General features: G+C 62.8%; 19 protein-coding genes. 10 read left to right on the top strand and 9 right to left on the bottom strand.

Annotation, left to right across the window (positions count from 1 at the left end):
- The first annotated feature begins 102 nt into the window (after positions 1-102).
- Complete coding sequence (locus tag JNE37_RS04530; protein WP_035032329.1) at positions 103-321, top strand: hypothetical protein; 219 nt, start codon at positions 103-105, stop codon at positions 319-321.
- Here JNE37_RS04530 and JNE37_RS04535 read toward each other — a convergent pair.
- Positions 293-892, bottom strand: a complete 600-nt coding sequence (locus JNE37_RS04535; protein WP_203065452.1) for a hypothetical protein — start codon at positions 890-892, stop codon at positions 293-295. The two genes, JNE37_RS04530 and JNE37_RS04535, sit on opposite strands and share 29 nt — an antisense overlap.
- A gap of 175 nt (positions 893-1,067) precedes the next feature.
- On the opposite strand from JNE37_RS04535, the gene JNE37_RS04540 reads away from it, so the two are divergent.
- From JNE37_RS04540 to JNE37_RS04550, 3 genes are read left to right on the top strand one after another with little or no spacing between them, the layout of a single operon-like run.
- Positions 1,068-1,751, top strand: coding sequence for a glutathione S-transferase family protein (locus tag JNE37_RS04540; protein WP_203065453.1), 684 nt, complete (start codon positions 1,068-1,070; stop codon positions 1,749-1,751).
- The gene (locus tag JNE37_RS04545; RefSeq protein ID WP_203065454.1) at positions 1,751-2,110 is read left to right on the top strand and encodes an ArsR/SmtB family transcription factor; all 360 of its coding nucleotides are present in this window, start codon (positions 1,751-1,753) and stop codon (positions 2,108-2,110) included. The genes JNE37_RS04540 and JNE37_RS04545 overlap by 1 nt, the downstream gene beginning before the upstream one ends.
- Positions 2,107-2,577 carry an SRPBCC family protein gene (locus JNE37_RS04550; RefSeq protein ID WP_203065455.1) on the top strand — a complete coding sequence of 157 codons (471 nt, stop codon included), beginning with the start codon at positions 2,107-2,109 and terminating at the stop codon, positions 2,575-2,577. Before JNE37_RS04545 ends, JNE37_RS04550 begins: the two co-directional genes overlap by 4 nt.
- Before the next feature lie 97 nt (positions 2,578-2,674).
- On the opposite strand, the gene JNE37_RS04555 is transcribed toward JNE37_RS04550, so the two are convergent.
- The 6 genes from JNE37_RS04555 to JNE37_RS04580 are packed head-to-tail and all read right to left on the bottom strand — an operon-like array spanning position 2,675 to position 9,193.
- Positions 2,675-3,574: a carbohydrate kinase family protein gene (locus tag JNE37_RS04555; RefSeq protein ID WP_035032338.1), complete on the bottom strand. Its 900-nt coding sequence runs from the start codon at positions 3,572-3,574 to the stop codon at positions 2,675-2,677.
- Positions 3,571-4,635, bottom strand: a complete 1,065-nt coding sequence (locus JNE37_RS04560) for an ABC transporter ATP-binding protein (protein WP_203065456.1) — start codon at positions 4,633-4,635, stop codon at positions 3,571-3,573. Before JNE37_RS04560 ends, JNE37_RS04555 begins: the two co-directional genes overlap by 4 nt.
- Positions 4,635-6,143: an argininosuccinate lyase gene (argH, locus tag JNE37_RS04565; protein ID WP_203065457.1), complete on the bottom strand. Its 1,509-nt coding sequence runs from the start codon at positions 6,141-6,143 to the stop codon at positions 4,635-4,637. The genes JNE37_RS04560 and argH overlap by 1 nt, the downstream gene beginning before the upstream one ends.
- A gap of 3 nt (positions 6,144-6,146) precedes the next feature.
- The gene (locus tag JNE37_RS04570; RefSeq protein WP_052015224.1) at positions 6,147-6,998 is read right to left on the bottom strand and encodes a carbohydrate ABC transporter permease; all 852 of its coding nucleotides are present in this window, start codon (positions 6,996-6,998) and stop codon (positions 6,147-6,149) included.
- A gap of 5 nt (positions 6,999-7,003) precedes the next feature.
- Positions 7,004-7,936, bottom strand: coding sequence for a carbohydrate ABC transporter permease (locus tag JNE37_RS04575; protein ID WP_052015214.1), 933 nt, complete (start codon positions 7,934-7,936; stop codon positions 7,004-7,006).
- 12 nt (positions 7,937-7,948) lie between these two features.
- On the bottom strand, positions 7,949-9,193 hold the full coding sequence (locus JNE37_RS04580) for a sugar ABC transporter substrate-binding protein (protein WP_035032346.1): 1,245 nt from the start codon (positions 9,191-9,193) through the stop codon (positions 7,949-7,951).
- A 200-nt stretch (positions 9,194-9,393) separates the two neighbouring features.
- On the opposite strand from JNE37_RS04580, the gene JNE37_RS04585 reads away from it, so the two are divergent.
- The 4 genes from JNE37_RS04585 to solA are packed head-to-tail and all read left to right on the top strand — an operon-like array spanning position 9,394 to position 15,044.
- Positions 9,394-10,620, top strand: coding sequence for an ROK family protein (locus JNE37_RS04585; protein ID WP_246513516.1), 1,227 nt, complete (start codon positions 9,394-9,396; stop codon positions 10,618-10,620).
- Between the two features lie 27 nt (positions 10,621-10,647).
- The gene (locus JNE37_RS04590) at positions 10,648-13,005 is read left to right on the top strand and encodes a PIG-L family deacetylase (protein ID WP_203065458.1); all 2,358 of its coding nucleotides are present in this window, start codon (positions 10,648-10,650) and stop codon (positions 13,003-13,005) included.
- Position 13,006: 1 nt separating this feature from the next.
- Complete coding sequence (locus tag JNE37_RS04595) at positions 13,007-13,882, top strand: DMT family transporter (RefSeq protein ID WP_203065459.1); 876 nt, start codon at positions 13,007-13,009, stop codon at positions 13,880-13,882.
- Positions 13,875-15,044: an N-methyl-L-tryptophan oxidase gene (gene solA / locus JNE37_RS04600; protein ID WP_203065460.1), complete on the top strand. Its 1,170-nt coding sequence runs from the start codon at positions 13,875-13,877 to the stop codon at positions 15,042-15,044. Before JNE37_RS04595 ends, solA begins: the two co-directional genes overlap by 8 nt.
- A 115-nt stretch (positions 15,045-15,159) precedes the next feature.
- On the opposite strand, the gene JNE37_RS04605 is transcribed toward solA, so the two are convergent.
- Entirely contained in the window at positions 15,160-17,667 is a 2,508-nt protein-coding gene (locus JNE37_RS04605) for a PIG-L family deacetylase (RefSeq protein WP_203065461.1), read from the bottom strand.
- A 282-nt stretch (positions 17,668-17,949) separates the two neighbouring features.
- Entirely contained in the window at positions 17,950-18,531 is a 582-nt protein-coding gene (locus JNE37_RS04610; protein WP_203065462.1) for a TetR/AcrR family transcriptional regulator, read from the bottom strand.
- Positions 18,532-18,670: 139 nt separating this feature from the next.
- Here JNE37_RS04610 and JNE37_RS04615 point away from each other — a divergent pair, with 139 nt between their 5' ends.
- Both JNE37_RS04615 and JNE37_RS04620 read left to right on the top strand, forming a co-directional pair.
- A complete protein-coding gene (locus JNE37_RS04615; RefSeq protein ID WP_035032361.1) occupies positions 18,671-19,540 on the top strand; it encodes a metallophosphoesterase family protein in 870 nt (289 codons plus the stop codon).
- 14 nt (positions 19,541-19,554) lie between these two features.
- Positions 19,555-20,847 (top strand): ABC transporter substrate-binding protein, encoded by a 1,293-nt coding sequence (locus JNE37_RS04620; RefSeq protein WP_182398312.1) that lies wholly within the window; start codon positions 19,555-19,557, stop codon positions 20,845-20,847.
- Positions 20,848-20,884: the final 37 nt, after the last annotated feature.

Consider the following 20,884-nt stretch of genomic DNA (forward strand, 5'->3'; position numbering starts at 1 on the left):
GTCTCTTCCCAAATTCTAATCGGTCTCTCAACCCAGCCCAACCTTGACCTGCCTAGATCATCCTTGCGCGCTCAGATGTGCGTTTTCTGCGAGGAGTGCCGAATGCATCAATGGCGACAGATCAAGTGCAATCGCTTCGACAGTGAGCCGATGGAGGATTTTCTGACACGGAAAAAGCGGATCGAGGAAATCGTCACCGGCTTCCGCTGGGGCCGCTACCGCGATAACGAGGCCGATGCCATGGAGATCGAACTCGCCCAACTCCGCTCGGCCAAGCGCCACCGCGCGGCAGCTATGGAGCGATCCAGCCACGTAGCATGACCCAGACAGGTTCAAGCACGGCCTGAACGATGCCGAAGCCGACCAGCAACGCGACGAGCGCCGTTCCCGGCCAGTACAGTTTGCGAGCCGTTGCGCGCAAGCCGGGGAAGAGGGCGAGGAGAATATTGCCGCCCATGAGCGGAGGAATTGGCAACAGGGAAACAATGACGAACCAAACACCCAGATCACTCGCGGCTCCGAGCACGGAGAGGGCAACCTGGGTGACGATGTTGTTTCCGAACGAAGCGATGGGCCGGTTGGCATAGGGGAGCAGCGCTAGTGCGCCGAGAGTGAGGCCCAGCGTCAGGATTACCCAGGCGATGAGACCGATGCGACCACCGCGCAATCCGCCCGGTTCCGGCTGAGGGCCGCGTCCCCAGCCCTGCTTGAAGAGCAGTGCGAATATCAGTCCCACAATGTCGAAACAGGCGAAGCTGAGGCCGCCGCTTTCCGAGCTTGTCTTGCCACCGAAAGCACGCAGGACGAGTTGAGAAAGAATGCCCGCGATGGTGCCCACGAGAAGGTAGGCACCCAAGCGGATGAGGAGGTCCCAGAGGGTAAGATTGAGCAATTGGCCAGCTTCCTGTTGGTGCTGCGTCCGGTATTGCTGAGCCGCCAGCCTATCGCAACCCTATCCGACGGTGAGTTAGCTCACCCTGACAGTTTCTACTATCAGAAACTATCTATTGCTGCCCCCTCCTACCCCTGCTAATGGTTTCCTTACAGCGAAACTATCAGGACACATTATGGCCCTCACGCTCTACCTTCATCCACTGGCCTCGTATTGCCACAAGGTCCTCATCGCACTCTATGAGAATGACACGCCGTTTACGGCAATAAATGTGGACCTGGGCGATCCGGGTTCGGCGAGCATGGTGCTTGAGCATTGGCCAGTGGGGAAGATACCCGTGCTGCACGACGAAAGCGCCAAGCGCGTCGTGCCGGAGACGACCATCATCATCGAGTATCTGCAGCAGCACTATCGCGGCCCTGCCCCGATGCTGCCAGACGATCGCGAGCAGTTGCTGCAGGCCCGGCTGTGGGATCGGTTCTTCGATCTTCATGTCAGCACGCCGATGCAGAAAATGGTACTCGACCGAATCCGCCCGGCGGGTAGCCACGACCCTTTCGGCGTCTCCGATGCTCATGCGGCGCTGGAGACCGCCTATGGAATGATCGACGGTCAGATGGCCGCGGGGCAGCCCTGGGCCATTGGCGATACCTTTTCCCTGGCTGATTGCTCGGCGGCGCCGGCGCTGTTCTTCGCTTCGATCGTCCACCCCTTCGACGAGACCTACCCCAATCTCGCGGCCTATCTTGATCGCCTGCTGGCGCGGCCTTCGGTTGCGCGGGCCATTGGGGAGGCAAAGCCGTATTTTGAAATGTTCCCCTATCGGCACGCCATGCCGGCCCGCTATCTTGCGCTCTGATGACGACCCATATCACGCAAGCCGAGACGTCCCAGATCGACCGCATGTTCCAGGCTCTTGCCGACCCCTCTCGCAGGGCGATGGTCGAGCGGCTGAGCCGCGGACCGGCGTCCGTGAAGGAACTAGCCAGCCCTATCGCCATGGCACTGCCGTCGGCCGTCAAGCATCTTAAGGTGCTCGAGGACGGCGGCATCGTGCACTCGACCAAGAGCGGGCGGGTAAGGACCTACAGAATGAACCCGACGGCGCTAGACTTTATCGGCCAATGGGTGCAGCAGCGCGAACAGGCGCTCAATATCGCGTTCGACAAGCTGGCCCAGGCAATGGCCGAGCTCCCAGAGGAGGATGAAGAGGCATGAGCAGCCCCGTCAATCACACGACCTTCACTATCGTCCGCGACCTGCCCGGCAGCCCTCGCCATGCTTTCCGCTTCTGGTCCGAGCCGGAACTCAAGCGCAGATGGAACGACTGCCATGCCGACTGGACAGTGCTGGAGTCAGGCTTCGATTTCCGCGAAGGCGGCTCGGAAGTTTCGCTTTGGCGTATGCCGGAAGGGCAGACGCTGGGCGTGAGGACGCACTATTTCAGCGTCGTACCGGCCAAGCGGATCGTCTACGCCTATGAGATGAGCCTGGACGCGGTGAGCGTTTCGACATCGCTGGTAACGGTGGAATTCTCGCCGGGACCGAAGGGGACGACGATGACGTTCACCGAGCAGGCAGCGTTTCTGGACGGCAGCGATCCCAAGACCAGGCAAATCGGAACGAACGATGGGTTCGATCGACTAGTCGCGGTGATCGAGCAGGAGAATGCCGTTCAGCACTGAATGCGCTGCTAGGGCGGGGCGCGATGCGATTTGGGTAATATCGGCCCCCGGCTTTCGCCGGGGAAGAGAGATCGGGGATTGAGGAAGGGGTGGAGGCTTAGCCGGTGGCGCGAAGCGAGCCGGTGCCGCCGGCAGCCTGAACGGAGCGGGAGCCCGCCGATATTGCGGCGCCAAGGCAGGCTTGAGCGCTGCCATTTTCTAGCCAGGCATGGAGGAATCCGGCGTTGAAAGCGTCGCCTGCGCCAGTCGTATCCACGACTTCGACAGCTGGCGTAGCGCAGGAATGCACTTCGTCGTCCATCGCCAAGAGAGCGCCATCCGCGCCGCATTTGAGCGCGACGATGGGGAAGTGTCGGCTCAGACGTGCCAGAGCTTCGCTGGCATCTTCGCATCGCGTCAGCGCACGAGCTTCTTCGAGATTGGGCAGGAATACGTCCACGCCCGACGAGCGCTCGAAGAAGAGCGGATCAGCGATGAGTTCGTCATCCCAGCTCGGATCGAGCGAGACGGTGAGGCCCTTGGCCTTGGCCGCCGCTACGGCGCCAGGCATTTCGTGAAGCGTGGCGTATTCGGCGATGTGGAGATGCGTCGCATCCTGCCAGGCGAGCGCGTTCTCGAACGTGGCGGGGCGAGCATGGCCAGCGCGACGCGAGAGGAAGGCACGTTCTTCGTGCTGGACGATGACGACGGTTAGTTGCGGGCCGGCGGTTTCGTGGCGGTCGAGGAAGCGCAGGTCGATGCCGAGCTTGTCGATCTGGTCGGAAAGTGCCTCGGAGAGGCTATCCGTACCGAAACGAGCCAGGAGCGCAGAGGGGCGGCCCATGGCGCTGGCATGCGCCGCCGTGATGAGGGCGCCGCCACCAGGCGTCAGGTTGAAGTCGCGAGCGAAGATTTCGCGCCCGAGTTGAGGCATTGCGTCGAGGCCGCGAAAGACCATGTCGCAATAGATGCGGCCAAGGCTAAGGATAGCCTTGCCGCCAGTCTTTGCTGAAGTCATGCCCTGGCCAGAGCCTTTTCGGTAGTTGCGTCGAAGAGGTAGAGCGAACCGGGCTGTGCCTGGACACTCACCGTGCTGCCGACGGCCGGGACGACGCGGCCAGGCGCCGTAGCGATGACCGTACTGCCGCCAACTGCGATGTGAACGAGCGTTTCCGAACCCAACGGCTCGACGGCCTCCACCGTCCCGCTCGCGCTGATGCCATCGCCGCCCTGCCCCACAACGAGATCATGGGGGCGAACGCCAACGAGCACCTTGCCCTCGTGGGACGGCATGACGACGCCCGAGACGGTTGCGCCATCGAGCGAGAGCTTGCCGCCGGAAATCGTCGCCGGCATCAGATTCATCGACGGGCTGCCGATGAAGCGCGCGGTGAAGACGTCGACCGGGTTCTCGTAGAGGTCGGTGGGTGTACCCACCTGCAAGATGTGACCGTCGCGCATGACGACGATCTTGTCAGCCATGGTCATGGCTTCGATCTGGTCGTGCGTGACGTAGACGATGGTGGTGCCGAGACGCCGGTGGAGGCTCTTGATCTCCATGCGCATCTGCGAACGGAGCTGCGCATCGAGGTTCGAGAGCGGCTCGTCGAAGAGGAAGGCGACAGGATCGCGCACCATGGCGCGGCCGATGGCAACGCGCTGGCGCTGGCCGCCGGAAAGCGCGGCCGGGCGGCGCTCAAGCAGCTTTTCGAGGCCGAGGATGCGAGCCGTATCGGCGATACGTGCTTCCTTCTCCGCCTTGGGAAGCTTGGAGGTATAGAGGCCGAAGCCGATGTTCTGGCCTACGGTCATATGCGGATAGATCGCGTAGTTCTGGAACACCATGGCGATATTGCGCTGCTTGGGTTCGCGCTGATTCACCACCTGGCCGCCGATGAGCAGGCGCCCTTCGGAGATGTCCTCGAGCCCGGCGATCATGCGCAACGTCGTCGACTTGCCGCAGCCGGAGGGACCGACGAAGACGACGAATTCGCCATCCTCGATGGTCAGGTCGATGCCGTGCACGGCACGGGCATTGCCATAGGCCTTTACCAGGCCCTGAAGTTCGATCTTTGCCATCAGGCAGTTCCCCTCAATGCAGCAAAGCGCTCTTGGAGCGCGCGCGCGGCCTCGTTGCGGCGGCGCAGCAGGTTGGCGTGATCGGCGGCAAAGGTGGCCGCCTGCTCTAGATATCCGGCAATGGCCGCCGCGAGCGGAGCGGGCGCGGGCCCACCGAAGCGCGTGCGGACGGCGACGAAATATTCGGGCGAGACCAGTTCGACGAAAGTCGCTTCATCGAGCGTGCTCTTGCGCCCTGTCGCTGCCTCGAAGGCGGCGGTGAAGGGACCATAGCCGTTGGCCATCAGGTCACCGCCGGCCGCCACGACGGCACGGGCGACGGCGGCAGCAATCTCATGGCCTTCGCGGAAGGAGAGTCCTTCGCGGCGGACGAGGCTGTCGGCCAGTTCGGTTATGGTGATGCAGGAGCGCCGAATATTGCTCGCGACTCGAGCGGGATCGATCTTGATCTGGGCGACGAGGGCCGCCAGTAGGTCGAGCACGCGATAGGCACTGTCGAAGGCCTGGTAGCCCATGGCCTGGGTCTCGCCTTCGCTGTCGTTCATGTCGGTGAACGGGGTATTGTGCATCACGTCGAGCATGGCGCGGGCGCGACCGAAGGTCTGGCTGGCCAGGTGCCGCAGATGTTCGATCGGCACCGGATTGCGCTTCTGCGGCATGATCGAGGAGATCTGCACGAGGCTATTGGGCACGTAGACCTGCCCCACTTCGAAGCTCGTCCAGAACTGGAGATCCTGGATTGGACGGCCCAGGTGCAGGAACAGCAGCTCGATCGCACCGTATGTCGAGGTAATGTAGTCAGCGGCCGCGATGCAGGAATAGGAATTCTGCAGCGGAGCGGCAAAGCCCAGCAGTTCGGCGACGCGGGCGCGGTCGATCGGGAAGCCGGACGTGGTGATCGCGGCGGCGCCCATCGGCGAAAGATCGACGATGCGATAGGCTTCGAACAGCCGTTCGATATCGCGGCCGAGTACTTCGATCACCGCCGAGAGGTAGTGGCCAAAGGTGGTCGGCTGCGCAGGCTGGCCGTGGGTATAGGCCACGATCAGCGTGTCCTTCTCGCGCTCGGCGGCATCGATCAGTGCCTGGTGCAGGGCCAGGGCCTTGCCGATCAGAACGTCGAGCCTGTCCTTGAGGCCGAGCTTGAAAAGAGTGTGGTCGATATCGTTGCGCGACCGGGCGGTGTGGAGCCGGCCGGCGAGATCGGGTCCGAGGCGCTTCTTGAGCTCCTTCTCGATGAGAAAGAAGAAGTCCTCGACTTCGCCGGTATAGACCAGCGAGGCCGGATCGATCTCGGCGTCGATATTGTCGAGCGCGTCTGCGATCTGCCCGGCCTGGCCGGCGTCCAGGATGCCGGTTTCGGACAGCATCACCAGATGCGCGCGGTCGATGGCGCGGAAGGCTTCGACGTGGTGGTTCTTGGCTCCGTCAAACAGCGGACGAAGCACGGTTTCCTTGTAGACCGGATCGGGGAAGACGGTCTTGTCGTTCAGGCGCGGGTCGATCATCGGTCAGCCCTTCAGACCCGCCAGCATGACGCCGCGGACGATGTAGCGCTGCAGCGCGAGGAAAACGATGAGCGTCGGGATGGTGGCAAGCGCCGCACCTGTCATGATGAGTTCCCACTGGATCGACTGCTCGACGGCGAAGCTCGATAGACCTACCGGGAGCGTATAGAGCTCCTTGGAGGTGGTGACGATCAGTGGCCAGAAGAATGCGGTCCAGTTGCCAAGGAAGGTGAAGATGGCGAGGGCCGAGATCGCGGGCACAACCATGGGCATGGCGATCTTCCACCAGATGGTGAACTCGTTGAGCCCGTCGACACGCGCCGCTTCGAGGAAGTCGTTCGGTACGCCTTCGAAGAACTGCTTCATGAGGAACGTGCCAAAGGCAGTCATCATGCCCGGGAACATGATGCCCCAATAGCTATCGATCCAGCCGAGCTGGCTCGACATCAGATACCACGGGATCACCAGCATTTCGGTGGGGATCATGAGGGTCGAGAGGATGGCCAGGAAGACGAAATAGCGGCCGCGGAACTCGAACTTGGCCAGCGTGTAGCCCACGAGGCTATCGAAGAAGACGTTCGAGACCGTCACGGTCAGCGCGATCAGGGTCGAGTTGAAGAACCAGCGCATGAAGCGCCCGTCCGAAAGGACCTTGATGTAGTTGTCGAGCGTCGGCGCCGCCGGGATGAGGCGTAGGTCGTAAACCTGGCCGGCAGTCTTGAGCGATGTCGAGAACATGAAGAGGAGCGGGGTCACCATGATGAGCCCGCCGACAAACAGCAGAGTCCAGGCGATGATGCGGCCGGGCCGGATGTCGCGGCGATTGGCCGCCAGCTCGGTTTTGGAAGCGGTCATGGCGGTCATTTCTTTTCCCTCAGCACCCAGAGTTGGAGCAGGGAGACGACAAGAAGGATCGTGAAGAGCACCACGGTCTGCGCGGCGGCATAGCCCATCTGATAGGACGAGAACGCGGTCTGGTAGATCATGAGCACGAGCGGCTTGGTCGAGTTGAGCGGCCCGCCGGGATCGTTGCTCGTCATGTTGTAGACCTGATCGAAGATGCGCAGGAACCCGATCGAGGAGAAGACGACGAGGAAAACGGTGGTCGGCTTGAGCAGCGGGATCGTGATCTTGCGCAGGATCGCCCATTCACCCAGGCCGTCGATGCGCGCGGCCTCGTAGAAGGTGCTGGGGATTGCGCGCAGGCCCGCCATGAAGATGATGATCTGGAACCCCAGGCCCGCCCAGATGGCAGGCACGAGGATGGAGGGTAGCGCCTGGGTGGTGGAGCGCAGGAACGGCTGTTGCTCAAGCCCGAGCGAACCCAGGAGCCCGTTGATCACGCCGACGGGCAGCGGCTGGTAGAACCAGCGCCAGACCCAGCCCATGGCGGCGGCGGTCGTGAGGAACGGAAGAAAATAGAGCGCACGGATGAGCCCGTGCGCAAATCGGACGCGGTCCAGATAGAAGGCGATCACGAAGGAGATCACCAGGCTCAGGGGCGTGCCGATGATGAGATAGAGGAACGTGTTCTGGAAGACTTTCCAGAACAGCGGATCCGCAAACATTTTGGCGTAGTTGGCAAAGCCAATGAACTTGGCCGGGCGCAACAGATCCCAGTTCGTCAGCGAGAGCCAGAAGGCCTGCACCGTCGGATAAAACCGGATTCCGGCATAGAAGAGGATGGGCAGGGCAAGGAAAGTCCAGGCCCAGATCACCCTTTTGGTTTTGATGCTGAAACGGTCCCAGAGGCGGCCAGGGGCCGCCTCTTCCGTTACGGTTGCAGAGCTCATCTTGGCCTCTGCTTACTTGCCGGTAGCCTGGTCGATGATCGCCTGCTCGGCCTCGGCAGCCTGCTTGAGCGAATCCTCGATGGACTGACCGTCGATCAGAACGCGGTTGACCATGTCGATGGCGACCTGGCGCTGGCCAGCTTCGTCATAGAACTTGGTGGTGTGTGCGTATTCGAGGCCCTTGAGGAACGGCCCGAGGATCGGGTCAGCCAGGTTCTTCTCGGTCAGCGCGACATCGCGACGGGCCGGGAGTTCACCCACGGTCTCGAGCCAGACTTCCATCGCCTCGGGCGAGGTGATGTAGGTCAGGAACTTCTGGGCAGCTTCCAGCTTCTCGCCGGTTGCACCCGCGCCGATGGCATTGGCGAAGTAGCTCGAATAGTTCGAACGCAGGCCGTCGGCATTGGCCGGCAGTTCGACCACGCCCCACTCGAACGGGTTCGACGAGAAGGCGCCGAGACGGAAGGTACCGTCGATGGTCATGGCAGCGAGACCAGCGCGGAAAGCGGCCTGGCCTTCATCCATGAAGCCCGAGAGACCAACCTTATGCTCGGTCTGAAGGTCGGTATAGAACTTGAGGGCAGCGGCGCCGGCCTCGGAATTGTACGCCACGTTGCCTTCGGCGTCGTAGGGCTCGCCGCCGTTCTGGCGGATGAGGACTTCGCGCCACCAATGGTGGTCCTGGCCGGCCATGTCCATGGTAATGCCGGCGGAGGTGATGTTCCCGGCGCCATCGCGCTTGGTGGTCGCCTTGGCATCAGCCAGGAGCTCTTCCAGGTTCGACGGCGGGTTGGCAATGCCAGCCTCGTTGAAGATGGCCTTGTTGTAGAACAGGGCCAGCGAGCGCACCGCGGTCGGCAGGCCGTAGTAATCCTCACCGCGCTTCATGGCGGTGACGATCGGGAAGAAGTCGGATTCGATCTTGTCGTGCGGGAACACGGCCGGATCGAGCGGCTGAATCAGGCCGCCGGCGACGAAGTTGTCGAGCCAGCCGTAGAACAGCTGCACCACGTCCGGCCCCTGCCCGGCAACCTTGGCCGCCACGACGCGGGTCTGGTAGTCGGCATAGGGGAAGGTGGTCTGCTTGACGGTGATGCCGGGATTAGCGGCCTCGAAGTTCGCGATCAGCTTGTCCATGGCCTGGACGCGGCTGTCGAATACATACTGCCAATACTCAATTTCCACGGCCTGCGCGGAGCCCAGCGCCAGGAAGCTGATACCAGCTGCAAGCGCGGCGATTTTTGCCTTGGTGAGCATGAAGTTCCTCCTTTTGGCCGCGGTTCGTGCCGCGCGCCATCTCCAACGAGGATGGCGGAGTTGCCGCCAATCCAGCCATTACCGTCATTCACATGACAGGCCTTTGTCAATAAAATAATCTACTTGAGTTATTACGTGCACGGTCTAGTCTCGCCTTGGACTCTCGTGCTAGCAGCGCGCACTGGGGAGGAACGCAAAACTTGAATAGCCGCAGCAAACGCAATTGGCGCCAGCGCGTGGCCATCGGCTCCAATCCCGAGCGCAACCGAGCGCATAATCGCCGCGTGGTGCTGGAAGTTATCCGGATGCATGGCCATCTCGGTCGCACCGAGATTGCGCGTCGCGCGCAGCTTACCGCGCAGGCCGTTGCCAACATCGTGGAAGAGCTCCTTGAAGAGGGGCTGCTGATCGAACTCGGACGCCTGCGCTCGGGTCGCGGCCAGCCGCCGATCCAGTTTGCAGTCAATCCCAATGGCCCGTTGACCGTCGGCGTTGAAATTGCTGCCGACCGGCTCGTGACCGTCTTGCTCGATCTGTCGGGTGGTCTTCGCGGGCAGTCGATCACGCCGCTGACCAAGACCGGGCCGGATGTGGTGCCGGGCAAGGTGGCCGAAGAGGTCAAGCGTCTCCAGGGGCAACTCGATGCCGATACCGCGAAGCTGCTCGGCGTAGGGGTCGTTATGCCCGGCCCGTTCGAAATCGAGGGTATGAGTTCCGTCGGTCCGGCCACCCTCCCCGGCTGGACAGGGGTGGACGCTGTTTCTCTCTTCTCCAATGCTACGGGCGAACACGTCGTCATCGAGAACGACGCCACCGCAGCGGCCGTCGGCGAGCGCCTTTATGGTGCCGGCCGGCAAATCGGGACGTTCTGCTATCTCTATTTCGGTGTCGGCCTGGGCTTGGGCGTCATCCAGGATGGGCGCCCGCTCCGCGGCGCCTTCGGCAATGCCGGCGAAATCGGCCATGTAGGGCTCGTGCCGCGCAAAGGGCCGGTGCTGCACGGCCCTGCGGGTGCGCTTGAGCGATTTGCCTCTGTTTATGCGCTGCGCGAACATCTGGCTAATGCGGGCATTCATGTGTCGACCGTTGAGGATATCCAACGGCTGCACGATGAAGGCAGCCAGCCGCTCGCTCATTGGATCGAATTAGCCGCTGACTATCTCGCCCCGACCGTCGGAATGCTTGAAAATATCTTCGACCCGGAGACGGTGATCTTCGGTGGCGGGCTACCGAATTCGGTGCTCGATGCCGTGATCATGGCGCTCGACCCGCTGCCGGTTTCCGTCGCAACGCGCCAGCAGCGCACACTACCCCGAATCCTGCGTGGCCAGACCGGCCAGCTTACGGCCGCGCTCGGCGCCGCCGCGCTGCCTCTTCTCGATACCGTTTCTCCCCATTTGAGCGTGGCTGCCGGCTCGGCGGCCTGACGCAAACGCATATTTGAAGGTTCAATCATGCTGACCGATCGCGAACGCCTCCGCCAACGCGCTGCCAAGCCGCGCATCGTCGCCCTTGAGCGGGCGCTTAGCCGCCTGACGTCTACGCTCACCGTGATGAACACCGGTGCGCATCCGGATGACGAGCAGAGCGGCATGTTGGCCGTCATGCGCTATGCCATGGGTATGCGGGTGGTCGTGGCGTGCTCGACGCGCGGCGAAGGCGGTCAGAATACACTTGGCCCGGAGCGCACTGGTGCGCTTGGCGTCATGCGCTCGCGGGAGATGGAGGAGGCCGCCAAGGTCCTCGACGCCGACATTGCCTGGCTCGGCCACGGTCCCGACGACCCAGTCCATGATTTCGGCTTCTCCAAATCTGGTCCTGACACGCTCGCCCGCTGGGGGCGTGAGCGGACGATCGAGAGGCTCGTTCGCGCTTACCGGCAGTTCCGGCCTGATATCGTCATCCCGACGTTCCTCGACGTCCCCGGCCAGCACGGTCACCATCGCGCCATGACCGAAGCCGCCGAGACTGCGCTCGCGCTGGCATCTGATCCGCAAGCGTTTCCCGAGCATGCAGCAGAAGGCCTCGCACCGTGGAAGGTCGCCAAATACTATCTGCCGGCTTGGTCCGGCGGCGGCGACACCTATGATGACGAGGTTCCGCCGCCTCCCGCGACGTCTCGCGTCATTGCCGACGGCGTCGACCCGATCAGCGGGATGAGCTACGACCGGATCGGCGAAGTTTCTCGCGCTTTCCATGCCAGCCAGAATATGGGCCACTGGCATCCGGCAAAGACGCAGTGGCCGCTGCACCTGGTCAACGGTCAGGCCGAGAATGATATCCGCGCCGGGCTCCCCTCGCGACTGGCTGACCTTGGCGATAACCCCTCCCTCGGCGTAGCCGACGTCGCGATAGCGCGGGCAGTCGCGGCATTCCCGAATTCGCAAGAGGTTGCGTCTGCATTGGCCGAGGCTAAAATGGCGCTTGCGGAGGCCCGGGAAGCTCTCACGCCGGTCGAGGTCGCGCGCCACGGCCACCGCCTCGCGCGCAAGCAGGAGGAGATCGATGCAGCGCTGGCGCTTGCCGCTGGTCTTGAGATCAACGCCCGCGTGATGCCTTCCAACGTTGTCCCCGGCAGTGAGGCGAAGCTCATCATCGAATACGAGACAGGAAGCGCCGATTTGTTGGCGGTGTCTGCCATTGTCGGCTCAGATCTGGTTGCTGGTGAGGCTATGACAGAAGCAGCCCGCGCGGTCATCAGCATCAAAGCAAAGCCCGACGCTGCGATCCGCAATGCCTTCGCTCCGGATTTCTATTCGCTCGGCGCGAATGGCACTCTCTCCGTCAAGGTCGAGGCTATCGTCGCCGGTCAGAAGATCGCGTTTGCCGTCGATACTGAAGAGGCCCTGCAGATTGTTCCACCGCATACGGTCGAACTGGCGCCCGAGGCACTCATCATCAAGACCTACGCGACTGGAACATTGCAGGTCGCCGTGAAGAGCGATGCTCCGCTCGACCGAATTTCAATCGGTGCAGCAGACGAGCTGCAGATACGCCATATACCTGGCGGTGTCGAAGTCGAGCCCGCCCCTTCGCTGCAACCGGGGCGCTATTCGCTTAACGTCAGTCTCGACGGCGCACCGGCCTATGCGGTGACGCCAATTGCCTATCCCCATATCGGCCAAACACACTTTGTCCGTCCGCAAACGCTCGAAGTACTGGCGCTTGATCTGTCTCTTCCAGCGGGCCGCATCGGCTATGTTGGCGGCGGCGCGGACCGTGTCGGCATGTGGCTGCGACGCATGGGTGCCGATGTCACCGAACTCGACGCCACAGCCCTGGCAGGCGATCTCTCGCGCTTGGACACCATCGTCGTCGGCATCTTCGCTTTCGGGACGCGCCCTGATCTGGCAGCAGCGACCGAAAGGCTGCATGACTGGGTGAAGGCCGGCGGGCATCTGGTGACGCTTTACCATCGGCCCAGCGACGGCTGGAATCCGGGAAGCACTCCGCCGTTGCCACTTACGATCGGCTCCCCGTCGCTGCGCTGGCGTGTCACCAATCCCGATGCGCCGGTCGAGGTGCTTGCACCTGACCACCCGTTGCTGGTTGGTCCGAACCGCATCAGCACCGCCGATTTCGAGAGTTGGGACAAGGAGCGGGGACTCTACTTCGCTTCCGCGTGGGACAAGGCGTATATGCCGCTTCTCGGCATGAACGACGCAGGGGAAAAGCAGTTGACCGGTTCGCTTCTCTCGGCGGGGATCGGCAAGGGTCGGCATACTCATACGAGCCTCGTGCTGCACCATCAGCTCGACAAGCTCGTGCCCGGGGCCTTCCGTCTTCTCGCCAACCTGGTGCAGCCGGCCTGACATGCACGCTCCCGCGCCGCGGCGCGACAACATCGGCATGGTTTGGTTGTTGTCCGATACGGTGCTGGTCACCGTGATGACGGTGCTGGTCAAGATGGGCGGCGCCACCTACCCCGCCTTGCAGATGGTCTTCATCCGCTCGCTGATCGGACTCATCAGCGTGCTGCCACTCGCGTGGCGGCATCGCGATGCTATCGTCAAGACCCAGCATTGGGGACGCCATGTCTTCCGAGTGCTCTGCAATACCATCGCGCTCAGCTCCAACTTCGTGGCGTTGGCAGCGCTGCCGCTGGCCATGGCCAATGCCATCGGCTTTATGCGCCCGCTCGTCGTGATGGCGCTGGCTGCCTGGTTGCTGGGCGAGCGTTCGAGCCTTCTTCGCTGGTTCGGCGCCGTCGTAGGTTTCTTTGGCGTGATCATCATGGTCGCGCCTGGAGAGATCGCCTTGAGCCCCGGCATTCTTGCTGCGCTCGGCTCCGTGGTCTTTGGCTCGCTGGCGGTCGTACAGACTCGCGCGCTTGCTGGCGAAAACACCACCGTGCTCATGGTCTTCTATACCGTCGGCCTGACGCTCTTCACCGCCATTCCCGCCGCGGTCACCTGGCACCCGGTTGCCCTTGCCGATTGGCCGCTGCTGCTGGCCATCGGTGTTCTCGCCCAGGCTGGGCAATATTGTTTCCTGCGCGCCTATCAGTCGACGCCCGCCAATGTGCTGGCGCCACTTGGCTACCTCTCGATCGTTATGGCCTCGATTGCGGGCTATCTCGCCTTCGGCGAAATTCCAGCGTGGAGCACCGTGATCGGAGTCGCCATCATCATTGGCGCTCTGTTCCTCACCACCCATCTCGATCGACCTAGAAAGATCCGTAATGACTGAGACTTACGACATCGTCGTCATCGGCCTGGGCGCGATGGGCAGTGCCGCGCTCTACCAACTCGCCAAGCGTGGCGTAAACGTCCTGGGGATCGACCGCTTCGCGCCACCACACACGCAGGGCTCGACACATGGCGAGACGCGCATCACGCGGCGTGGCATTGGCGAAGGCGAGGCCTATGTGCCGCTGGTTATGCGGTCGCACGAGATCTGGCGCGAACTGGAGGCCGAGACCGATGACACGCTTCTCTCGGAGGTCGGCAGCATCATCATCTCCTACCATGATGATGCCGTTCAACGTCCTGGCCGCACCGGCTTCATTCGCCGCTCGATCCAGGCTGCACGGCGCTACGGCATAGACCACGAAATCCTCGACGCCGCAGAAATCCGTCACCGCTTTCCCAACTTCACGCCACAGGATGACGAGATCGGCTACTACGAACCGGGCGGCGGCTATGTGTCGCCCGAGCGGTGCGTCGCTACGCAACTCTCGATCGCGCAGAAGTTGGGGGCAGAGGTTCGGCTTGGTCGCGTTGTTACGAGCATCGACGCTACTGCCAGCGGCGTCACCGTTGTGCTCGACGACGGCTCAATGGTGTGCGCTGGCCAAGCAGTCGTTTCGGCTGGCCCGTGGGCGCCCAACCTGCTTGGCGCGCCATTCGACGAGGTCCTGAGCCCCACCCGTCAGGTCATGCACTGGTTTGCCCTCGCCGAAGATGCTCCCGCTACCTGGAACCATTCCCCTGTTTTCATGTGGCCGCACGGCGAAACACAGGATGGCTTCTTCTATGGCTTCCCGAGCCAGGATGGCCTCAGCGTGAAAACGGCAGACGAATTTTACGGCGCTGCAAGTGATCCGAATGCGATCGACCGCAACGTTCCCGAGAGCGACAGTCAGCGCATGCACGCCGCGCATCTTGCTGGCAGGCTTGCAGGCGTAACCCCGCGTGTCACCAAGACGGCCACCTGCATCTATACAGTCACACCCGACAGCGCCTTCCTCATCGACAGGCATCCGGAACACGCCAACATTCTAGTCGCGTCGCCGTGTTCGGGCCACGGCTTCAAACATTCGGCGGCCATTGGCGAGAGTCTCGCCCAATGGGCGATCGATGGTCAGGCGCGTATTGATCTTTCGGCATTCGCGCTGTCGCGATTTCTCTAAGCCCCTGACAAGCCAAACCCCTGGCCGGGAGGGCAGCCAGGGGTTCTGCTTGTGCCACCGGAAATTCCGGCGGCGCGTAGGCTCGCGGCCCGGGAGCGGCCACGAGCCTTGTCGGTTAGCGCTGGGCCGCCTGCGTGAGATTGGCCAGCAGGCGGAACGCGCCCGGAACGAGCTTGTCGAGCTGATGGTGCAGCACGAGGCTCGTGTGCGTATGCCGACCCTTGCCGATCTCAGCGGAGAGCAGCGAACCGGTCAGCGGGTCTTCACCCGCATCGCTCATTGCCAGCAGCGGCTTGTAGGCCTCGTCCCATTCGGAAGCGAAGTAGAGACCGCGTTCCTTGTCCCAATTGGCCCAGTCTTCTTCCCCGATGACGTTAGGGTAGTTGAGGAGCGGGTGATCGGGCTCCAGAACCGTCACCGGCGCCTTGGCATCGGTCACGCGATAGCGGATCGAAGGCGAGCCGATCTTGAGGAAAGCGGGCGGCACGCTCTCAGGCTTCCAGCCATCGGACGGACGGTGATAGAGGGTCACCAGGTGCCCGCCGTTGCGTACCCATTCGTGGATGCCCGGCAGCGCTGCCACCAGATCCTGGCGGCGACCGAAGGAGAAGATGCCCACGATGAGCGTCGTCAGGTCGCGATAGGCACCGGCCTCGACATCGGAGGGCTTGAGTTCGACGAGCTTGACTCCGAGACGGCGCAGCCAGGTGGCCACATTGTCGTTGCCGCCACCGACATAGCCCACCTTCGCCTCTGCTGGAAGCACAGCACCAACCGACTGCACTGGTACCGATACCAGGGTCGGGACGACCGACTTGCCGATATGCGGATAGGAGAAGGTGTTGATGGCGTAGGCGGGCTGATCGAGCAACTTGGGCTCGATGTTGACGCGCGTCGTGCCCAGCTCGGCCGGCGGAGCCAGCTCGAACGTGCCAGCCTCGCGACCGGTTTCGCCCGTAGCCGTCATCGACCAGCCTTCCGGCAGGTCGAACTTGAGGTCGTTGGTCGTGGCGTTGGCCACCACCGCGGTCATCTCCACGGGAGCGATTTCTTGCTCAGTGTTGAACACAACCGCATCCGGCTTGAGCTCGAGCGAGGCGGCTGGCAACACGCGGAGCGCGTCTTCCAGGTCGATGTCGAGCACAGCCTTGTGGCCAGCAATTGTAGCCGTCAGGCGAACGAAGGCGTCGCCATTGCCACCGAGGGGATCGAACTGCTCGGCCAGCGGGTTGGTCAGCGCTGCGTCGGCCGCAACTGCGACCTTCTCGCCATCGGCGGTGCTTTCGCTGCTGAGGCCTTCGCGAGCGACGATCGCAACCGAATCCACGGTCACACTTTCGGGCGCATCGACCAGGGTCTTGACGATGATCTCCTGGCCCGGACGCAGGTCAGCGCCGTCCGTATAGGCACGAATCTGCATGCCAGCGGCGGTAGCCAGCACCAGGTCCACTTCCTTGGCCTTGCGGTCGAGGCGGTGAGCAACGCTGTCTTCGAGTTCAGCCGGGAGCTGGGCGCGTGCTTCGGCGATGGCCTTGCCGATCTCGGCGACTTTCTTGACCACGACGACCGGGTCGCCATAGTCGGCGATGGCCTCGTCGATCAGGCCCTGGGCGTTTCGGAGTGCGTCGGCGGCCGAGGCGGGCATGCCATCAAGAGCGGCGATGTGGCCAACAGTGGCGATCAGGCCCTCGCGGATATCGCTTTCCTGCTTGCCGGCTTCGCCATTTGCGGCCCAGGCGAGGTTGAGCTCCCATTCGGTCTGCGGCTCGGGGCGCCAGGTGCCCATGCCCTGTGTCAGGTGACAGGAACGGGACCACTCACCCATCTGCGGGAACGTTGCGCCGGAAATCGGATCACGCTCGGGAGCGCGCACGACCAGCGTCTTGGGCGGAGGCGGAATCTCGTCGTCGTAGACGCCGCCACCACCGCCATAAGCTGGCAGATAGATCTTGGGCACGGTCCACGGCTTGAGGCCAGCCGCGATCTGGTTGGAGAATTCGTCAGTCTTGCCCGAGAGCTCCGCCACGACGAAGGTCGCCACGTTGGCCGCGCGGTGGTGGCCGTGCTGCCCCGGCACATCCAGGAAGCAGTTCATGATGATGTCGGGCTTGTAGTAGCGGAAAGCCCAGGTCATGCGTTCGATGACGCGATCACGACCCCAACGGTCGATGGTCTGGTTCGGGTCCTTGGAGAAGCCGAAATCGTGCACGCTGTCATTGTGGCCCTGGCCGCCGAAGGCGAGCGAGGCGTCGAGTGAGCGGGATGCCTCAGTCATTTCGCGGGTGCGCAGCACACCGAGAACCGAGCCGCGTTCCGGGCCGATGGCATTCTGGCCGCCTTCGCCGCGCGTAATGCAGTAGAGCACCGGGCGAATGCCATACACATGACGCAGGGCCGCGAGCATGCCGCTTGGCTCGTCGTCCGGGTGCGCGCCGGTGGTCATCAGCGCGACGGTCGAGGTCAGGCGCTCAAGCTGACGATACAGCTTGACGATTGTCGGTTCACCCTTCTGGGCAGCGATCAATTGCAGGTCCGTTGCAGGCGCCGCCAAAGCCGGAATCTGCGTTGCCGCCAGAAACGGCGGGACGGAGGCGATAAAGGTTCGCCGGCTCATACGTGTCATCGAAATACTCTCTTTCCTCTCCGTGGCGGCGTTCGACACCGCTCATCTGCTCGGAACTGTGACAGTCCCATAACGGACTATGCGAGGCTGATTAACTTAACTCAAGTGTGTTAATCAGAGAAAATCGAATGTTTCAGATTGGCGGAACGTAAGCCGCTGGAGAGCAAAGATAAAATGGCAAGAACCTCCATGCTCGGCTCGATGTCATGGAGGCTTCAGCACAGAATCACGCCTTGGGCGGCTCTTGGCTTGTGAAGAAATGCCAGTCGTATTCTGATGACGCTACGGGTGCCTGTGCACCGCGATAGCGTCCCAACACATTGCCGCCAGTCCCTGCTTCTCCTCATTCCTGATCGGCGAGGCATCGAGGCGGCGGCGTTTCAGGGTGTTGCGGATAGCACCGCGGACGAAGCTGGCGATGAGGTTGGTGGCGCCCGGACGCACCACGCCGTCCTGCTGGGCCAGGGCAAGCATTTCACGGCCATGGTCGACGAAGGGGCGGAAGATGCCGACGGCTTCGCCGAACGTGAGCAGCGGGCTGTTGTCGAGATAGTCGAAAAGCCGCGCGCGGTCGGCGTCTTCCCAGATGAAGTCGATGTAGCGCTCGATATAGTGCTGCACGCGCTGGGCGTGGCTGCTGGCTGGATCGTGCGGCACCGCTACTTTCTGCGTCATTTCCTGGGCGACACGGTCATAGACCCCACGCACCAGGGCCTCCTTGGAATCGAAGTAGTTGTAGAGCGAGCCGGTGGCTACGCCTGCCTCCTCGGCAATAGCCTGCATTGAGCACTGAAGTCCGTTGCGGACGATCAGTCGTGAAGCGGCGGCGAGTATCCGCTCGCGCTTGTCGGGAGCAACATCCATAAACTGAATGAACCTTCATTCACCTGTCATACGACAAAGCTACCGATGGCCTCGATCCCGCGCAAGAGCCAATCGGCGAGGCGCGCGACTTCCCCAGCGAGAGCCGGTGCCGCCGGCCGCTTCAACAGGAGGACTGTCGATGTCCGAGCCCGTAACCTTCGTTCACATCACCGATCTGCATGTCGGCGACCCTGCCGTCGAAGACCCGCATCTGTTCAGCGATACGACCGCCAATTTCCGCGCGATCGCCGCCGATATCCAGCGCATGACCCCGCGTCCTGCCTTCATCGTCGCCTCGGGCGACCTGACCAATCGCGGCGATGAGACCAGCTACAAGCATCTGCAGGCGCTGATCGCCGAAGCCGGGATCGACGTGCCGGTGCTCTTCGCCCTGGGCAACCACGACACCCGCGAAGGCTTCTACAAGGCCTTCTTCGACCGCACCGAAAACGCCCTCGCCCCCTATGACCACGACGCGGTGATCGCGGGCGTCCACATCATCACGCTCGACACCAGCGTGCCGCGCAAGATCGGCGGCTCGTTCGAACCCGGCCAGCTCGAATGGCTCGAAGCGCGCCTCAACGATCATGCCGAGCTGCCCAAGCTCCTCGTGATGCATCACGCCCCGGCGCTCGATGAAGAGAATTTCGAAGCTGAGTGGGAAACCCTCGCCATCGATGACACGCTCGCCCTGCGCGACCTGCTTGCCGGCCGCAATGTGCTGGGCATCCTTTCGGGCCATGTCCACCATGACCGCGTCTCCAACTGGTACGGCGTCACCGTCGTCGTCGGCATGGGCCAGCATAATTCGCTCGATACCGTGGCCATGGGCGACACCTTCCGCGCCGTCGAGGGCACTTCGATGACCATCGGCACGGTTCGTCCCTCCGGCCTCACCGTCGCTTTCGCGCCGCAGCCCTCGACCCGCCGCGAAATCAGCGCGACGCCGCTCAAGGAAATGACGGCTCGCCTCAACGCCTATCTCGCTTCTCTCGAAGCCGCCGAGTAACGGACCTCATTGAGATGAACCGCAAAACCTTCCTTGCAGGGGCCCTGGCGCTCCTGGCGACCGGTCCCGCTCTCGCCCAGGCCATCCCGGCCAGCGTGGACCAGCCGGTCACCATCACCTTCTACAACTACAATCTCGGCTCAGCCGGCGTCGGCAAGGATGCCACCGAAAAGCTCATTGCCGAGTTCATGGCGGCCAACCCCAACATCACGGTGCAGGGCGTGCCCTATAGTGCAGGCGACGGCAATGCCCGCCTCCAGGCCGATCTCGCCGCCAACCAGCCTGTCGATCTCGTACAGCTCGGGTTCAACTCGCTGGATTATGCGCGCACCAATTATGCCGCGAAGGCGCTCGAAGACCTGATCCCCGCCGACGAACTTGCCGCCCATTTCGACGGCATGAGCCCGAACGGGCTCAAGCTCGGCGTGCTCGACGGCAAGACTTTCGGCCTCGCCTATACGTTCTCGACCCCGATCCTGTTCTTCAACGCCGATCTCTTCAAGGCCGCCGGCCTTAACCCCGATGCGCCGCCCCAGACCTGGGCCGAGGTCAAGGCCGCTGCCCTGGCCATCAAGGACAAGACCGGCAAGCCGGGCTTCACCGCCGGCATCTTCGGCCCCAGCGCCGCCGACTGGCTGTTCCAGGGCGTCGTGCGCTCCAACAACGGCTCGGTGCTCTCGGCCGACCGCAAGACGCTGACCTTCGCCGAACCGGCGGCCGTCGAAGCCGTGGCGATGATCAAGGACCTCTATGAGGGCGGCGCCTACGAGAACATCGACATCAACGCGGCCATGGAGAACATGGCGGCGGGCAATCTCGGCATGTATCTGCAGACCTCGGCCGTGCAGGGCGTGCTCGTCAAGGGTGCGACCGGCAAGTTCGACCTGCGCGCCGCTCCCATGCCGCGCTTCGGCGACAAGCCGACCCGTCCCAACAATTCGGGCAGTGCTCTGGTCATCCTCAGTTCTGATCCGGTCAAACAGCGCGCCGCCTGGGAGCTGATGAAGTTCCTCACATCCAAGCACGGCTACACGATCATCACCTCCGAGATCGGCTACCTGCCGCTGCGCACCGACATCGTCAACGACCCGGAATATCTCGGCAACTGGATCAAGGACCATCCGCTGGTCCAACCCAATCTCGAGCAGCTCTCGCGCCTCGAGCCCTGGGACTCCATGCCCGGCCCGAACTATTCGCAGATCGTCAAGCTGATGATGGATGGCGCCGAGATGGCTGTGTTCGGCGGCGCTGACGTCCAGGCTGCCCTTTCCGATGCCCAGGCCAATGCCCAGGCGCTGATGCCGTAAGCCCCTGCCCGCCCCGGCGACGGGGCGGGCTCCACCT

The organism is Paradevosia shaoguanensis (genome assembly GCF_016801025.1).
Taxonomy (GTDB): Bacteria; Pseudomonadota; Alphaproteobacteria; order Rhizobiales; family Devosiaceae; genus Paradevosia; species Paradevosia shaoguanensis.